Origin of the sequence: Kitasatospora sp. NPDC048540 (genome assembly GCF_040651175.1) — a bacterium.
In the GTDB taxonomy this organism is placed as follows: domain Bacteria; phylum Actinomycetota; class Actinomycetes; order Streptomycetales; family Streptomycetaceae; genus Kitasatospora.
In genome coordinates, this window is record NZ_JBEZIR010000045.1 from 22,233 (window position 1) to 37,108 (window position 14,876).

Sequence of the window (14,876 nt, forward strand, 5' to 3'; positions counted from 1 at the left end):
GCCGTTCGCAGGAAACCCTCTTGTTACTTGCAGGGTCCTGACAGCTACGCGCGTTGACCCTAGGCTTCACTGGTCAATCGGCACCTGCCAGCCCGGCCCCGGCCCACACCGGGGCCCCGACGGTCCAGGGGATCCCTCATGCCCAGCACCGGTCTCACCGGTCGATACCGCAAGGCGGCCTACGCCGCCGCCGCAGCCGCCGGCCTCTTCGGCTCCGTCCTCGTGCCCGGCGTGGCCGAGGCGCACGGCTACGGCCACGGTCACCACCAGCCGAAGGTCGTCGACCTCCAGCTGCTGGCCATCAACGACTTCCACGGCAACCTGGAGCCCCCGGCGGGGTCCTCCGGCACCGTCAAGGAGATCGACCCGGTCACCAAGCAGATCGTCTCCACCCCCGCCGGCGGCATCGAGTACCTGGCGACGGCGCTGCGCGAGGCCCGCAAGGGCCACCCGAACTCGCTGACCGTGGCGGCCGGTGACATCGTCGGCGCCAGCCCGCTGATGTCGGGCCTGTTCCACGACGAGCCGACCATCGAGGCGATGAACAAGCTCGGCCTCGACGTCACCAGCGTGGGCAACCACGAGTTCGACGAGGGCTCCAAGGAGCTGCTGCGCCTCCAGAACGGCGGCTGCCACCCGACCGACGGCTGCTACGTCAAGGGCCGCAAGTTCAAGGGCGCCGACTTCGAGTACCTGGCCGCCAACGTCACCAACGAGAAGACCGGCAAGCCGATCCTGGACCCGTACTGGGTGACCAACGTGAACGGCGTCAAGGTCGGCTTCATCGGGGTGACGCTCGAGGGCACGCCCAACATCGTGACCGCCGAGGGCGTCAAGGGCCTGAAGTTCGCCAACGAGGTCACCACGATCAACAAGTACGCCGCCGAGCTCAAGCGCCGGGGCGTCGACTCGATCGTGGCGCTGATCCACGAGGGCGGCTACCCGGCCAGCCCGGTCTACGACTTCGACTGCGGCGCGGGCGGCGCCGGTGTCTCCGGCCCGATCGTGGACATCGCCAAGAAGATCGACCCGGCCGTCGGCGCCATCGTCACCGGCCACACCCACAACGCGTACGCGTGCAGCATCCCGGACCCCAACGGCGTGCCGCGCTCGGTGACCAGCGCCGCCTCCTTCGGCCGGCTCTACACCGAGATCGACCTCAAGCTCGACAAGCGCTCCGGCGCGATCGTGCGCCCGTCGGTCACCGCCGCCAACCACATCGTCCGCCGCGACGTGCCCAAGGCCGCGGACATGACCAAGCTGATCGACTACTACAACAAGCTGGCCGCCCCGATCGCCAACCGCCCGCTCGGCTGGATCGGCGCGGACATCAACGGCCGCGGCTCCGCCGACCTGGAGAAGCCGCTCGGTGACGTGATCGCCGACGCCCAGCTCGCCGGGCTCGCCCCCAAGGACAAGGGCGGTGCTCAGATCGCCTTCATGAACCCCGGCGGTATCCGCTCCGACCTGGTCTACAAGGCCTCGGGCAGCGAGGGCGACGGCGTGGTGACCTACGGCGAGGCGTTCACCGTCCAGCCGTTCACCAACATGATGCAGGTCAAGACGCTGACCGGGGCCCAGCTCGTCCAGCTGCTCCAGCAGCAGGTCAGCGGCGTCAACGAGGCCGCGCCGAAGATCCTGCAGAACTCGGCGGGCTTCACCTACACGCTGGACATGACCAAGACCGGCGCCGCCCGCGTCCTGGTCGACACGGTCAAGCTGAACGGCACCGCGATCGACCCGGCCGCCTCGTACCGCGTCGCGGCCAACGAGTTCCTGGCCGGCGGCGGCGACGGCTTCCCGGCCTTCGCGGCCGGAACCGACAAGCTGGTCGGCGTCTCGGACCTCGACCTGTTCGCCGCCTACCTGGGCGCCAACAGCAAGGCCGACGCCCCGCTGAAGGTCCCGGCGCAGGACCGGATCAAGATCATCGGCACCGGCACGGACAACGACTGACGGTTGTGCACGGACGCAGGGCGGGACACCCCCGGGTGTCCCGCCCTCGCCGTGTCCGGGCTACTGCGGCGGCTCCGGCTGACCCGGCAGGCGGATGGTGGCCTGCGCGCCCGGGCCGCCGTCCGCGGCCGGGCCGAGCGAGACCTCGCCGCCGCTGTCCCGGACCGCCTGCGCCACGATCGACAGCCCGAGCCCCGAACCCGGCAGCTGCCGGGAGGACGGCGAGCGCCAGAAGCGGTCGAAGACGTACGGGAGTTCCTCCGGCTCGATCCCCGGCCCGTGGTCGCGGACCGTCAGCTTCCCGGCCCGCAGCACCACGTCGACGGAGCCGCCGGGCGGGCTGTACTTCACGGCGTTGTCCAGCAGGTTGATCACCGCCCGCTCCAGCGCCGGCCCGTCGCCGCGCACGTACCAGGGCTCGATGGCCAGCTCGAAGGCCAGGCCCGGGCCGCGCAGCCGGGCCCGCTCCACGGCCCGTTCAGCGATCTCGTGCAGGGCGAGCACGGTCACGTTCTGCCCGGGCTTGGGGGTGTCCGGGCGGGAGAGCTGGAGCAGGTCGCCGATCAGCAGCGTCAGCTCCTGCATCTGCGCCTTCATGTTGCCCAGCATCTTGGCCCGGGTGGCGGGCGGCAGCGCCCGGCCGGTGTCGTCGCTGCGGATCAGCAGGTCGACGTTGGTGCGCAGGGAGGTGAGGGGGGTGCGCAGTTCGTGGCCCGCGTCGGCGATCAGGCGGGTCTGGCGGTCGCGGGAGTTGGCGAGCGCGGTGGACATGGAGTTGAACGAGGTGGCCAGCCGGGCGATCTCGTCGCTGCCGTGCACCGGGATGGTGGTGCCGACCTCCTCGGTACGGGCGATGTGCTCGACCACGTCGGTGAGTTGGTCCACCGGCCGCAGCGCGGACCGGGCGACCAGGCGGCCGATGAACCCGGCGCCGACCGTGCCGACGCCGACCACGCCGATCAGGATCAGAGCGAGGTTGTTCAGCGAGTCCTGCACGGTCTCGATCGGCTGGGCGACCAGCGCGACGTACTGCTTGATGGTCTGGTTGGGCAAGAGCACATCGACCGGGACGACCCGCACCATCGCGGGCGTCCCGTCGGCGTACTCGCCGTCCCGGAAGCTGGCGGTGTGACCGCCGAGTGCCGAGAGGTCACCAGGATCCGCGCGGATGGCGTGCGCGTCGCCCTGCTGGAAGCAGGTGGAGCCGTCGGTGGAGATCAGCTCGACGTCCCACTTCAGTGGTCGCAGCGGGACGCCGTCCGGGGAGTGCCGTGCGGCCGCCAGGGCCCCGGCCGGTGTGGAGTCACACGTGAAGGAGTTCTCCCGCCGGGCCGGCCCGGAGAACAGCGAGTCCGCCTCCGTCAGGTTGCTGTGGACCTGTTCGTACAGCCGGTCCCTGACCAGGAACCAGCAGGCCAGGGCGGAGAGCGCGATCGCGATCGCCACCGCGGCGGCGGTCAGCATGGACAGCCGGCTGCGCAGCGAGCGGCTGCGGTACCACCGGACGGGGTGCAGCCCCCGCCCGGGTCGCTTCGGCGGGTGTGCGGGCTTCGGCGGGACGGCGTCGCTCACGCCGCCGCGCCGGTGGCGCTGCGCAGGGCGTAGCCGACCCCGCGCACGGTCTGGATGACCCGGGGCATGCCGCCCTGCTCGGTCTTGCGGCGCAGGTACATCACGTACACGTCGAGCGAGTTGGAGGACGGCTCGAAGTCGAAGCCCCAGACCGCCTTGAGGATCTGTTCGCGGGTCAGCACCTGGCGCGGGTGCGACAGGAACATCTCCAGCAGCATGAACTCGGTGCGGGTCAGCTCGATCGGGCGGCCCTCCCGGGTGACCTCCCGGGTGGCCAGGTTCATCCGCAGGTCGGCGAAGGCGAGCACCTCGCTGGCGTCGGTCTCCACCGAGGCCCGGGCCGCGGCCTCGCTGGCCAGCGCGGAGCGCCGGAGCAGGGCCCGGACCCGGGCGAGCAGCTCGTCCAGTTCGAACGGCTTGGCCAGGTAGTCGTCGGCGCCGACGTCGAGGCCGGTGACCCGGTCGCCGACGGCGTCGCGGGCGGTGAGCATCAGTACGGGGACGGCGTCGCCGCGCGAGCGCATCCGGCGGACGGTGGTCAGTCCGTCCATCCTCGGCATCATGATGTCCAGCAGGACCAGGTCGGGCCGCTGGCGCTCGACCGCCTCCAGGGCCTCGAAGCCGTCGGTGGCGGTGGCCACCTCGTAGCCCTCGAAGGCGAGGCTGCTCTCCAGGGCGTCCCGCAGGGCGGGCTCGTCGTCGACCACCAGGACGCGGGCGGTGGGGCCCGTGGCCTCGGCAGGGGTGCGGTCGTCGGCGGGGGGATTCATCGGCTCGGGCCCTTTCTGAGTCCGTACGGTGTGGCCATTGTCCTGCGGTGGAGGCTGTCCTGCGGTGGAGCCGGGGCTACCGGTGGCTACAGGTTCTGGCCGGCCTGCAGCTGCGGGAGGACCTGCTTGATGTCGTTGATCGGGATGGCGAAGCCGAGGCCGACGCTGCCCGCGCTCGAGGAGTCGGCGGTGGAGCCGGCGCCGGCGGACGAGTACATCGCCGAATTGAGGCCGATGACCTGGCCGTTGGCGTTGAGCAGCGGGCCGCCGGAGTTGCCGGGGTTGAGCGCGGCGTCGGTCTGCAGGGCCTGGTAGGTGGCGGTGTCGCCGGTGGAGCCGGACCGGCTGCCGGTCATTCCGGGCAGGTTGGGGAAGCCGAAGCCGCCGTTGCCCCGGGTGGAGCCCTCGTCGACCTGGACGGAGACCTTGCGGTCCTTGGCGCTGATGATGCCGGAGGTGACGGTGCCGGTCAGGCCCTCGGGGTTGCCGATGGCGACCACCGAGTCGCCGACCTGGACGTCGGTGGAGTCGCCGAGCGCGGCGGGGGTCAGGCCGCTCACGCCGGCGGCGTCGATCACCGCGACGTCCAGTGACTTGTCGGTTCCGGTGACCGTGGCGGTGGCGGTCCTCCCGTCCTTGAACGTGACGGTGATCCGGCCGTTCTCGTCGACCGCACCGGAGATCACGTGGTAGTTGGTGAGGATCTGGCCGCCGGCGGTGAGCACGACGCCGGTGCCGGTCGCGGTGCCGGAGGTGGTGTTCACGGTGATCTGGACGACGCTCGGCGAGACGGCGGCGGCGACGGCGGCGACGTTCGCGGTGCCGTCGGACTTCGCCGAGACCGGGCTGACCAGGGTGGAGGCGGCGCTCGCACCGTCCCCGTGGGCCTCGGCGAGCACTCCGCCGGTCACTCCGCCGATCAGGGCGGCGACGGTGGCGACGGCGGCCACGAGCGCCAGCCGGCTCTTCAGCATGCCGCGCCGGGCCCGGCCGCCCCGGTGGGCGCCACCCGTGGTGCCGCCCGTCCCGCCGGCCCCGGCCTCGGCCCCCGCGGGCAGCGGCTGCGCCGGGCCGCCCCAGGGCTGTTGCCCGCCGTGCCCGTCGTGCCCGCCGGGTCCGTCGTCCCGCAGCACGGTGCCCTCCAGCACGTGCGCAGTGGGGGGCTCGGCCGGCTGCGGCGGGGCCCAGCCCTGGCCCTCGTACGCGTCGTGCCCGGGCACGTCGTGGCGGTACGGGTCCTGGCGGTACGGGTCCTGGCCGTACCCGGGGTGGCCGGTCCGGGGGGCGGACGGGCCGTCGTGGTGCTGCTCGGGGTTGCTGCGCTGCTGCTCGTTCATGGACACAACGTCCGCCCGGAGCATGAGAATCCGGTGAGAGTGCGGTCAGAGGCTTCCGAGAAGCCTGTTCGGTTCTCATAAAGCCAGGTCAGCGGCGCTTTCGGCGCGCCGGCCCGGCTTCGGGCATCACCGCTGGTCGGGGGCCCCGCAGCCGCAGGAACGGCGGATCACCAGCCGGGACTGGAACTTGCGGACCCGCTCGGTGCCGGAGCCCGGGACCATCAGCGAGTCGTCCAGCACGAGGTCCACGGCGGCCCGTGCCATGGCGTCCCGGTCCGAGGCCACGGTGGTCAGCGGCGGGTCGGCGAGCGCCGCTTCCGGGATGTCGTCGAAGCCGGCCACGGCGAGGTCCTCGGGCACCCGCAGGCCGACCTCGCGGGCCGCCCGCAGGACGCCGATCGCCTGGTCGTCGGTGGAGCAGAAGATCGCCGTCGGACGGCCGGGGGAGCGCAGCAGCTTCACCGCGACCTCGTACGCGCCGTAGCGGTGGAACGGCGCGTCGACCAGGTTCGGCTCGACCTCGAGCTCGTGCGCCTCCATGGCGCGCTGCCAGCCCTCGACGTGGTCGATCACGGGGTCGCCGGGGGCGGGGGACTCCACCGGTCCGCCGAAGCAGACCACGTACGGGTGCCCGTGGTCCTCCAGCAGGTGGCGGACGGCCGCCTCGGCGCCGCCCACGTCGTCGGTGACCACCGCGACGTCGTCGATCGCCTCCGGCCGGCGGTGCAGCAGCACCACCTTCGCCCCCTCCATCGCGGCGAACTCCTCCGCGGCCCGCTGCGAGGGGCCCTGGCTGACCAGGATCAGGCCCGACACCCGCATCCCGAGGAAGGCGCGGACGTAGTGGACCTCGCGGTCGTCCACGTAGTCGGAGTTGCCGATCAGGACCAGCTTGCCGCGCTCGGAGGCGGCCCGTTCCACGGCGTGCGCCATCTCGGCGAAGAAGGGCTGCCGGGCGTCCGGCACCACCATGCCGATCAGGTTGGTCCGCCGGGAGGCCATCGCCTGGGCCACGCTGTTGGGCCGGTACCCGAGCTGCTCGATGGCAGCCAGCACCTTCTCCCGGGTCGCGGGCGCGACCGGGCGCGGACCGTTGTTGATCACGTAGCTGACGACCGCGGTCGAGGTCCCAGCCAGTCGGGCTACATCGTCGCGCGTCACCTTGGCCACGCAGGGAGTCTACGCGGGTCGCGCGGCGGCGCCATGAGTTGCGTCACGGCGCTCCGTGGCCGGTCGGCCGCGATCGTTACAGATCCGGACATCCCGGGCGGCCGACGGGGCCCGTCCCCGTCGGCCGCCCGCTCAGGCCTGCTGGGCGGCGGGGGCGTGCGGGAGCTCGCTCCCGGGGCGCTCGCCCTTGTCCGCCTTGTCCGGCACCACGAAGCGGTAGCCGACGTTGCGCACGGTGCCGATCAACTGCTCGTGCTCGACCCCGAGCTTGGCCCGCAGCCGCCGGACGTGGACGTCCACCGTGCGGGTGCCGCCGAAGTAGTCGTAGCCCCAGACCTCCTGCAGCAGCTGCGCCCGGGTGAAGACCCGGCCGGGGTGCTGGGCGAGGTACTTCAGCAGCTCGAACTCCTTGAAGGTGAGGTCCAGCACCCGGCCCTTGAGCTTCGCCGAGTAGGTGGCCTCGTCGACCGACAGGTCGCCGTTGCGGATCTCCATCGGGCTGTCGTCGGAGACCACCTGGAGGCGGCCGGTGGCGAGCCGCAGCCGCGCCTCGACCTCGGCCGGGCCGGCGGTGTCCAGCAGCACGTCGTCGATGCCCCACTCGGCGGTGACGGCGGCCAGGCCGCCCTCGGTGACCACCAGGATGAGCGGGCAGCCGATGCCGGTCGAGCGCAGCAGCTGGCACAGGCTGCGGATCTGCGGCAGGTCGCGCCGGCCGTCGACCAGGATGACGTCGGCGCTGGGGGTGTCGACCAGGGCGGAGCCCTCGGCCGGTGCCACCCGGACGTTGTGCAGCAGCAGGCCCAGGGCCGGGAGTACCTCGGCGGACGGCTGGAGGGCGTTGGTGAGCAGGAGGAGAGAACTCATACCCGGTAGTCCCCTTTCCGGGTCGTCGCGGTCGCAGTGCGGCGGGTGCCGTGGCGGTCCGGCGCAGCTGCTGAGCGGGGTGGGGGAACGTCGGCAGGGCGAGATCCGGCGGATTCGTCGGCGCGCACGGCGGTGCGGGACGTGTGCCGGGGGTCCCGCAACCCCTGGTGCCCCGCAGTTGCCCTGCCCATCCGCGAACCTTCCGGTCTGTGCCCGCGCCGGGCGGGGGCCCGGCGCCGATTGCGACACCCCGGCAGGCCGGCGGCACTCCGTTGTGCCGCCCCGCGGGGCGGTCCTCGCGTACCGGCGCGGGTGGGGCGCCGTTCGCAAGGACGTCCGTACTGGCGTCCTGAAAGCACAAAAGGACCCGGGGGCGACTCTGCCCGGATCCCTCACGCCACGAGAATAGCCGACCACACCCCGGCGCGGGAGGCCGAAACGCGCCGCGGCGCCCGGTTCCGGGGGCCCGTGGGCGTGAGCTGCGCCACCAGGCGCCGGTGCCGGACGGGCTCCGCGCCGCCCCGCGGCGACCGGTGTCGACCTGGGGTGTTGCCGCCGGGGCGGGGGGTGGGGTCATCATGGGAGCCGCACCGGCCGCACGGTACGTGTACACCTTTGGCGTGGGTGGCCCGGCACAGGAGCCGGCCGCCGCACCGGGCGAGGACCACTGGAAGGGGTTGCCATGACCGCGACCACCGAGGCCCGGACCGCTGCGCAGGGCACCGGACACACCGCGCCCGACTCACCCGTACGGGTGAGCGGCACCCTCCGCTACTGGGCCGCGGCCAAGGCCGAGGCCGGGGCCGCCGAGGAGCCCTACCTGGCCGCAACCCTCGCCGAGGCGCTGGACCAGGCCCGTGCCCGGCACGCGGACCGGCCGGGGCTGCTGCGCCTGCTCGGCGTCTGCTCGTACCTGGTGGACGGGGACCCGGTGGGCACCCGGGACCACGCCGAGGTGCGGCTGCGGGACGGCGGCTCGGTCGAGGTGCTGCCGCCCTTCGCGGGCGGCTGAGCGGCCCGCGCCGGCGGCCGGTCCGCCGGCCCGCACCTTCTCCAGGAACCACCGCACCCGGGGTGATCGTCGTATCTGCGGACGGACGGGTGGACGGCTGCGAGGATGCGGTACCGCGCCGGACGGCGCCAACGACCCACGGGGGAGTGAGATGCGGGGCTGGCTGAAGCTGACGATCGGACTCGGTGTGCTGGCCGGCCTGCTGGTCGGGGCGGACCGGACGGCGGTCGGGGTGGCCGAGGACGAGGCCGCCGACCAGCTGGTGAGCAGCGGCCGGCTGAGCAGCCGGCCCGAGGTGACGATCGAGGGGTTCCCCTTCCTCACCCAGGCGGTGTCCGGGGAGTTCGACGGCGTCAAGCTCGCCGCCGACGACGTACAGGTCAGCGACGGCCGCCAGCAGGTGGCGGTGCGCTCGTTCCGGGCCTCGCTCTCCGGCGTCTCGGTCGGCGACTCGTACCACAGCGCCACGGTGCGCAGCGCGACCGGCAGCGGACTGATCTCGTACCCGGACGCGGCCAAGCTGGTGCAGGGGGCGGACCGCCTCGATCTGTCGTACGGCGGGCCGGGCAAGGTGAAGGCCTCGGTGGCGGGCTTCTCGATCGGCGAGGGCAAGGTGCACAGCGAGGGCAACACGGTGATCGCCGACGGTTTCCAACTGACCGGCGTGGCCGCGGCGTTGAACGGCCGGGTGAAGGACCTGCTGGCCCCGCGCAGCTTCACCCTGAGCCGGCTGCCGGCCGGGTTGGGCCTGGCCGGGGTGACCCCGGAGCCGGACGGTCTGCTGCTGGACTTCCGCGGCACCGACGTCCGCCTGATCGGCTGACCGGCCCACCGCGCGTCGCGTCCCGTCCCGGCCTCCCGGCGGCTGCCCGCCGTCCCGCTCCGCGAGACGCGCTGTCCAGCGCCGGCCTGCCGGGCGGTGCCGTGCGGGCGTCCGGAGGGCCGGGAGGGCGGCCCGGCCGGGCCGCGTGTCGGCGGTGCGGGGTCTAATCCCATGATGCGGTCATTCTGATCTCAGCATTCGACACACTGATGACAGCAGGCCCGGGAGGTCCCTAGCATCGTCGACATGAAGCGACAGGCGGATCTCACGAAGCGGCGGGCGGTAGACCTGTGCCGCGTGTCCACCTGCCTGTGTCGAATGCGCTGACCGGGCAGTTCTGACCGGTATCTCCGGCTCGCCCGAACCGCTGCGACGACCCGACCCGCGATAGTGGGCGGCGTTCGCGCACCTCGTTCCCGCACCACCGGCCCAGGCCTCCCGCACTCCGCCCTGTCCCAGCATTCGGACAGATGTCCGGACGGGATCGGCCGGGCACCCCCTGAACAGCCTCTTCCGCCAACCGCCCCCGGATGGAGAAACCACCATGAGCCGCAGCGACGTCCTGGTAGACGCCGACTGGGTCCAGGCCCGCCTGGACGACCCGAAGGTCGTCGTCGTCGAGGTCGACGAGGACACCTCGGCGTACGACAAGAACCACATCCGCAACGCCGTCCGGATCGACTGGAAGAAGGACCTCCAGGACCCGGTCCGCCGCGACTTCATCGACCAGGCGGGCTTCGAGGCGCTGCTCAGCGCCAAGGGCATCGCCAACGACGACACCGTGGTGCTCTACGGCGGCAACAACAACTGGTTCGCCTCGTACGCCTACTGGTACTTCAAGCTCTACGGTCACGGCGACGTCCGCCTGCTGGACGGCGGCCGCAAGAAGTGGGAGCTGGACTCCCGCGAGCTGGTCGTCGAGCAGCCCGAGCGGGCCGCCACCCAGTACACGGCCCAGCCGGTGGACTCCTCGATCCGCGCCTTCCGCGACGACGTCGTGAACGCGATCGGCAGCCTGAACCTGGTCGACGTCCGTTCGCCCGACGAGTTCTCCGGCCGTCTGCTCGCCCCGGCCCACCTGCCGCAGGAGCAGTCGCAGCGCCCCGGCCACGTGCCGACCGCGCGCAACATCCCGTGGGCGAAGAACGCCAACGACGACGGCACCTTCAAGTCGGACGAGGAGCTCAAGGCGCTCTACACCGCCGAGGGCGTCGACCTGGCCAAGGACACCATCGCGTACTGCCGGATCGGCGAGCGCTCCGCGCTCACCTGGTTCGTGCTGCACGAGCTGCTGGGCCAGGAGAACGTCAAGAACTACGACGGCTCCTGGACCGAGTACGGAAGCCTGGTCGGCGTGCCGATCGCGCTCGGCGACAACTGAGCCCCGGCTCGACCGGTAAGAGAGGGAAGACAGACATGTGCGGTGCGAAGGCCGGCGGCCCCGACCTGGCAGGAGTTGACGTGGCCAGCGAGACGATCATCCAGGGTTCGGTGACCCGCGACGAGGAGCCGGTGCACGGTTACGTGCGCCTGCTCGACCAGAACGGCGATTTCACGGCGGAGGTGCCGACCTCGGCGTCCGGACAGTTCCGGTTCTTCGCCCGCCCCGGCACCTGGACGCTGCGCGCCCTGGTCCCCGGCGCGACCGTCGACCGGGTGGTGGTCGCCTCCCAGGGCGAGCCCACCGAGATCGTGATCGCGGTCTGAGACGACTGCCGAACGGCCCGAGGACCCCTGCCCCGGCGGGGGTCCTCGGTCATACCCTGGAAGGGTGCGGGCACACCGGCGCCACGTGCGCTACTTCGTGATGATGGGGGTCTGCCTCGCCCTGTTCGTGCTGGCCTGGGGCGCGGTGCGGTTCTGGTCGGTGCCGGCCGCGATCGGGATGTGCGTGGTGGCGATGGTGATCCCGCCGCTCGCGGCGATCCTCGCCAACCGGCGCGACCCGGAGGACGACTGGTGGAACGACCCGCGCTGGGACGACCCGAAGTGGGACGACCCCGGCCACGACCGGGACCACCCCGACCACGAGCGGCGGCCCTGAACCGGGAGCCGGGTCAGTAGACCAGCGCCTGCACCCCGTCGGCCATGATCTCGCTCAGGAAGACCTGCGCGCCCGCGACCCTGACCCCCTCGACGGTGTCCTTCTCCTCGATCCCGCGGCGCGCCGCGCACTGGGTGCACAGCGTCACGGTGCCGGCCGCCAGCACCGACTCCAGCAGGTCGGGCAGCGGCGCCGCGTGCGGCAGCTCGAACTCCGCGGCCCGGCCCGGCAGGGCGAACCAGGAGGACTCCCCGGTGAGCCAGAGCGAGACCTCGACCCCGCTGGCGACCGCGACCGCGGCCACCGTGAACGCCTGCGAGCAGCGCTCCGGCGCGTCGGCCCCGGCGGTGACCTTGATGACCAGCTTCTTCGACATGGCGACACCCTAGCCGGACGTGGTGGGGCTCACCGTGAGCGCGGGATCACCGCCGGATAGACTCGGCCGCGTCCGCCCTGTATGCCAACGCCGTCAATGGGAGCACCCCGTGTCCGGTCTCGAAATCTTCTTCGACTGCCTGCTGGCTCTGATGGCAGTGCTGATCACCTGGTTCGCGATCTTCTCCGTGATGAAGCTCTACCAGGGCCAGCGCTGACCCCGACTGCCGTACGGTTGATGGCGAACCCATCCCGACGACAGAGTCCAGGACCATGATCGAGATCCCTTCCGACCTCCACAAGGACGTCGTCCCGCTGGCCTTCCTCCTGGGTACCTGGGAGGGCGCGGGCGTCTTCGACTTCCCCGGCAGCGAGAAGTGCAACTTCGGCCAGGAGGTCGTCTTCCGGCACGACGGCCGCGCCTTCCTGGAGTTCCGCTCCCGCACCTGGGTGCTGAACGACGAAGGTGAGAAGGTCAGCCCGCTGGAGAACGAGCACGCCTTCTGGCGGGTCACCACCAACCAGCACGGCAGCAGCGGCGAGCGCGAGATCGAGGTCTCCTCGGTCCGCGACGACGGCACCGTGGAGATCTGGTACGGCAAGCTGCACGACGGCAAGCCCCAGATCGACCTGGCCACCGACGCGGTCGCCCGGATCGAGGGCTCGGCGCCGTACAGCGGTGGCAAGCGCCTGTTCGGCCTGGTCGGCGAGGAACTGCTCTGGGTCGGCGAGAAGGCCGCCCCCGAGGTGCCGCTGCGGCCCTACATGTCGGCGCAGCTGAAGAAGGTGCTCAACCCGGCCAAGCTGATCCAGGACATCGCGGACCTTCCGGACGACGGCATCGCCTTCTTCCGCTGAGTTCCGCCGGGCCCGGGACGCGGGGCCGCAAGATGAGGGACCGACCACGTGGTCGGTCCCTACACTTGTCTCACGACCTCGACCGGCAGGACGACACCGTGGCCAACACCGACACCCCCACCGACTGGAAGGCCGACCTGCGCGAGCGCGGGTACCGCCTGACGCCGCAGCGCCAACTGGTGCTGGAGGCGGTGGACGCCCTCGACCACGCGACCCCGGACGAGATCCTCTCCCAGGTCCGCAAGACCGCCAGCGGCGTCAACATCTCCACCGTGTACCGGACCCTGGAGCTGCTGGAGGAGCTCGGCCTGGTCTCGCACGCGCACCTCGGCCACGGCGCCCCGACGTACCACCTGGCCGGCCGCCACACCCACCTGCACCTGGTCTGCCGGGACTGCGACAGGATCACCGAGACCGACACCGCGATCGCCGCGCCGCTGATCGAGAGCCTGCGCGCCGAGCACGGCTTCGACACCGACCTCAAGCACTTCGCCATCTTCGGCCGCTGCGCCGACTGCACCGCGAAGCGGGAGCAGCAGCAGGCGGGTTGAGCCGGCCGCGGCGGGCGCCCCGGCACCGCCCGGCCGACCGGCGGACGTAAGCTGGCGGGTATGAAGAGCCCGCTGCTTGCCCTGCCCGGTGCCGTCCCCGCCGAGGGGGCCGACGAGGGCGTCGCGGCCCACTACGGCGACATCTTCCGCGAGCAGCGCGCGCTCGCCGAGGGCCGCGGTTTCGTCGACCTCTCGCACCGCGGCGTGATCACGGTGACCGGTGCCGACCGGCTGGCCTGGCTGCACCTGCTGCTCACCCAGCACGTCAGCGACCTGCCGCCGCAGCTGGCCACCGAGGCGCTGGTGCTCTCGCCCAACGGCCACGTCGAGCACGCGCTGTACCTGGTGGACGACGGGACGACCACCTGGGTGCACGTGGAGCCGGGTACCGCGCCGGCCCTGATCGGCTACCTGGAGAGCATGAAGTTCTTCTACCGGGTGGAGATCGCCGACGCGAGCGCCGACTACGCGCTGGTGCACCTGCCGGCCGGCTCCACGGCCTCCGCCGAGGGCGCCGCCGCGGTGCGTGAGCTCCCGTACGGGCGGGACCTCTTCCTGCCGCGCGCCGAGCTGGCCCGGCTCACCGCGGGCTACGGCCCGGCGGCCGGGGTCTGGGCGTACGAGGCGCTGCGGGTCGAGGGGCACCGGCCCCGGCTCGGCTTCGAGACCGACCACCGCACCATCCCGCACGAGGTGGACTGGCTGGGCAGCGCGGTGCACCTGCAGAAGGGCTGCTACCGCGGCCAGGAGACGGTCGCCCGGGTGCACAACCTCGGGCGCCCGCCGCGCCGCCTGGTCTTCCTGCACCTGGACGGCACCGAGGAGAAGCTGCCCGCGCACGGCACCGAGGTACGGCTGGCCGCGGACGGCGGCGAGGGCCGCCCGCTCGGCTTCGTCACCACGGCGGTCCGCCACCACGAGCTCGGGCCGATCGCGCTCGCCCTGGTGAAGCGCAACGTCCCGGTGGACGCCGTGCTGCTGGCCGGTACCGTGCCGGCCACCCAGGACGTGATCGTCCCCGCCTGACCGCGCGGGGGCGGGTTCGGACCTCCGGCGGCTCGGACCTCCGGCGGCTCAGACCTCCAGCAGCACGGTGAACGGGCCGTCGTTGACCAGCGAGACCTTCATGTCCGCGCCGAACCGGCCGGTCGCCACCTCGGCGCCGAGCGCCCGCAGTTCGGCCACCACGGCGTCGACCAGCGGTTTGGCGAGGGGGCCGGGCGCGGCCGCGTTCCAGGTGGGGCGGCGCCCCTTGCGGGCGTCGCCGTACAGCGTGAACTGACTGATCACCAGCAGCGGTCCGCCGAAGTCGGAGCAGGACCGCTCGACGCCGTCCTCGCCGCCGAACAGCCGCAGCGACCAGAGCTTGCGGGCCAGTTGGGCCGCCTGGGCCGGGGTGTCCTGGTGGGTCACCCCGACCAGGACGCACAGCCCGGGCCCTTCGATCGCGCCGACCGGTTCGCCGTCCACCGTCACGGCGGCCTCGGCCACCCGCTGTACCACTGCTCGCATGCCCGCCATTCTGCCCCAGGCGCGCGGAA

General features: G+C 72.4%; 17 protein-coding genes. 10 read left to right on the forward strand and 7 right to left on the reverse strand.

What is annotated here, in order from left to right; all coding sequences use genetic code 11:
- Positions 1-138 precede the first annotated feature (138 nt).
- Positions 139-1,956, forward strand: a complete 1,818-nt coding sequence (locus AB0D08_RS19305; RefSeq protein WP_033821779.1) for a bifunctional metallophosphatase/5'-nucleotidase — start codon at positions 139-141, stop codon at positions 1,954-1,956.
- 60 nt (positions 1,957-2,016) lie between these two features.
- Here AB0D08_RS19305 and AB0D08_RS19310 read toward each other — a convergent pair whose 3' ends face one another.
- From AB0D08_RS19310 to AB0D08_RS19330, 5 genes are all read right to left on the reverse strand, one after another.
- A complete protein-coding gene (locus tag AB0D08_RS19310) occupies positions 2,017-3,528 on the reverse strand; it encodes a HAMP domain-containing sensor histidine kinase (protein WP_359890118.1) in 1,512 nt (503 codons plus the stop codon).
- Positions 3,525-4,298 carry a response regulator transcription factor gene (locus tag AB0D08_RS19315; protein ID WP_359890120.1) on the reverse strand — a complete coding sequence of 258 codons (774 nt, stop codon included), beginning with the start codon at positions 4,296-4,298 and terminating at the stop codon, positions 3,525-3,527. Before AB0D08_RS19315 ends, AB0D08_RS19310 begins: the two co-directional genes overlap by 4 nt.
- 86 nt (positions 4,299-4,384) lie before the next feature.
- On the reverse strand, positions 4,385-5,635 hold the full coding sequence (locus tag AB0D08_RS19320) for a trypsin-like peptidase domain-containing protein (protein ID WP_359890122.1): 1,251 nt from the start codon (positions 5,633-5,635) through the stop codon (positions 4,385-4,387).
- Positions 5,636-5,761: 126 nt separating this feature from the next.
- Positions 5,762-6,805, reverse strand: coding sequence for a LacI family DNA-binding transcriptional regulator (locus tag AB0D08_RS19325; protein WP_033821777.1), 1,044 nt, complete (start codon positions 6,803-6,805; stop codon positions 5,762-5,764).
- 132 nt (positions 6,806-6,937) lie between these two features.
- The gene (locus AB0D08_RS19330; protein WP_033821776.1) at positions 6,938-7,672 is read right to left on the reverse strand and encodes a response regulator transcription factor; all 735 of its coding nucleotides are present in this window, start codon (positions 7,670-7,672) and stop codon (positions 6,938-6,940) included.
- A gap of 682 nt (positions 7,673-8,354) precedes the next feature.
- Between AB0D08_RS19330 and AB0D08_RS19335 the strand changes: the two genes are divergently transcribed.
- The 6 genes from AB0D08_RS19335 to AB0D08_RS19360 all read left to right on the forward strand — a co-directional run bounded on the left by AB0D08_RS19335 (position 8,355) and on the right by AB0D08_RS19360 (position 11,551).
- Positions 8,355-8,684, forward strand: coding sequence for a MoaD/ThiS family protein (locus tag AB0D08_RS19335; protein ID WP_359890125.1), 330 nt, complete (start codon positions 8,355-8,357; stop codon positions 8,682-8,684).
- Between the two features lie 151 nt (positions 8,685-8,835).
- Positions 8,836-9,507, forward strand: a complete 672-nt coding sequence (locus tag AB0D08_RS19340) for a DUF2993 domain-containing protein (RefSeq protein ID WP_033821775.1) — start codon at positions 8,836-8,838, stop codon at positions 9,505-9,507.
- 246 nt (positions 9,508-9,753) lie between these two features.
- A complete protein-coding gene (locus AB0D08_RS19345; protein ID WP_350637490.1) occupies positions 9,754-9,834 on the forward strand; it encodes a putative leader peptide in 81 nt (26 codons plus the stop codon).
- Between the two features lie 217 nt (positions 9,835-10,051).
- On the forward strand, positions 10,052-10,888 hold the full coding sequence (locus AB0D08_RS19350) for a sulfurtransferase (protein WP_033821774.1): 837 nt from the start codon (positions 10,052-10,054) through the stop codon (positions 10,886-10,888).
- A gap of 35 nt (positions 10,889-10,923) precedes the next feature.
- Positions 10,924-11,214 carry a DUF1416 domain-containing protein gene (locus AB0D08_RS19355; RefSeq protein ID WP_033821773.1) on the forward strand — a complete coding sequence of 97 codons (291 nt, stop codon included), beginning with the start codon at positions 10,924-10,926 and terminating at the stop codon, positions 11,212-11,214.
- A gap of 64 nt (positions 11,215-11,278) precedes the next feature.
- Positions 11,279-11,551, forward strand: a complete 273-nt coding sequence (locus tag AB0D08_RS19360; RefSeq protein WP_033821772.1) for a DUF3099 domain-containing protein — start codon at positions 11,279-11,281, stop codon at positions 11,549-11,551.
- 13 nt (positions 11,552-11,564) lie between these two features.
- Here AB0D08_RS19360 and AB0D08_RS19365 read toward each other — a convergent pair whose 3' ends face one another.
- Complete coding sequence (locus AB0D08_RS19365) at positions 11,565-11,927, reverse strand: DsrE family protein (RefSeq protein WP_359890129.1); 363 nt, start codon at positions 11,925-11,927, stop codon at positions 11,565-11,567.
- A gap of 272 nt (positions 11,928-12,199) precedes the next feature.
- Between AB0D08_RS19365 and AB0D08_RS19370 the strand changes: the two genes are divergently transcribed.
- The 3 genes from AB0D08_RS19370 to AB0D08_RS19380 all read left to right on the forward strand — a co-directional run bounded on the left by AB0D08_RS19370 (position 12,200) and on the right by AB0D08_RS19380 (position 14,361).
- Complete coding sequence (locus AB0D08_RS19370; RefSeq protein WP_033821770.1) at positions 12,200-12,784, forward strand: FABP family protein; 585 nt, start codon at positions 12,200-12,202, stop codon at positions 12,782-12,784.
- 98 nt (positions 12,785-12,882) lie between these two features.
- The gene (locus AB0D08_RS19375) at positions 12,883-13,335 is read left to right on the forward strand and encodes a Fur family transcriptional regulator (RefSeq protein WP_033821801.1); all 453 of its coding nucleotides are present in this window, start codon (positions 12,883-12,885) and stop codon (positions 13,333-13,335) included.
- 60 nt (positions 13,336-13,395) lie between these two features.
- Positions 13,396-14,361, forward strand: a complete 966-nt coding sequence (locus AB0D08_RS19380; protein ID WP_033821769.1) for a folate-binding protein YgfZ — start codon at positions 13,396-13,398, stop codon at positions 14,359-14,361.
- Positions 14,362-14,409: 48 nt separating this feature from the next.
- Here AB0D08_RS19380 and dtd read toward each other — a convergent pair whose 3' ends face one another.
- Complete coding sequence (dtd, locus tag AB0D08_RS19385; protein WP_359890134.1) at positions 14,410-14,847, reverse strand: D-aminoacyl-tRNA deacylase; 438 nt, start codon at positions 14,845-14,847, stop codon at positions 14,410-14,412.
- Between the last annotated feature and the right edge of the window lie 29 nt (positions 14,848-14,876).

Coding starts and splice junctions, on each gene's coding strand:
- AB0D08_RS19330 (WP_033821776.1), bottom strand. CDS start 7,672: ATGAGTTCTCTCCTCCTGCTCACCAACGCCCTCCAGCCGTCCGCCGAG.
- AB0D08_RS19365 (WP_359890129.1), bottom strand. CDS start 11,927: ATGTCGAAGAAGCTGGTCATCAAGGTCACCGCCGGGGCCGACGCGCCG.
- AB0D08_RS19370 (WP_033821770.1), top strand. CDS start 12,200: ATGATCGAGATCCCTTCCGACCTCCACAAGGACGTCGTCCCGCTGGCC.
- AB0D08_RS19345 (WP_350637490.1), top strand. CDS start 9,754: ATGAAGCGACAGGCGGATCTCACGAAGCGGCGGGCGGTAGACCTGTGC.
- AB0D08_RS19320 (WP_359890122.1), bottom strand. CDS start 5,635: ATGAACGAGCAGCAGCGCAGCAACCCCGAGCAGCACCACGACGGCCCG.
- dtd (WP_359890134.1), bottom strand. CDS start 14,847: ATGCGAGCAGTGGTACAGCGGGTGGCCGAGGCCGCCGTGACGGTGGAC.
- AB0D08_RS19350 (WP_033821774.1), top strand. CDS start 10,052: ATGAGCCGCAGCGACGTCCTGGTAGACGCCGACTGGGTCCAGGCCCGC.
- AB0D08_RS19380 (WP_033821769.1), top strand. CDS start 13,396: ATGAAGAGCCCGCTGCTTGCCCTGCCCGGTGCCGTCCCCGCCGAGGGG.
- AB0D08_RS19305 (WP_033821779.1), top strand. CDS start 139: ATGCCCAGCACCGGTCTCACCGGTCGATACCGCAAGGCGGCCTACGCC.
- AB0D08_RS19315 (WP_359890120.1), bottom strand. CDS start 4,298: ATGAATCCCCCCGCCGACGACCGCACCCCTGCCGAGGCCACGGGCCCC.
- AB0D08_RS19340 (WP_033821775.1), top strand. CDS start 8,836: ATGCGGGGCTGGCTGAAGCTGACGATCGGACTCGGTGTGCTGGCCGGC.
- AB0D08_RS19355 (WP_033821773.1), top strand. CDS start 10,924: ATGTGCGGTGCGAAGGCCGGCGGCCCCGACCTGGCAGGAGTTGACGTG.
- AB0D08_RS19335 (WP_359890125.1), top strand. CDS start 8,355: ATGACCGCGACCACCGAGGCCCGGACCGCTGCGCAGGGCACCGGACAC.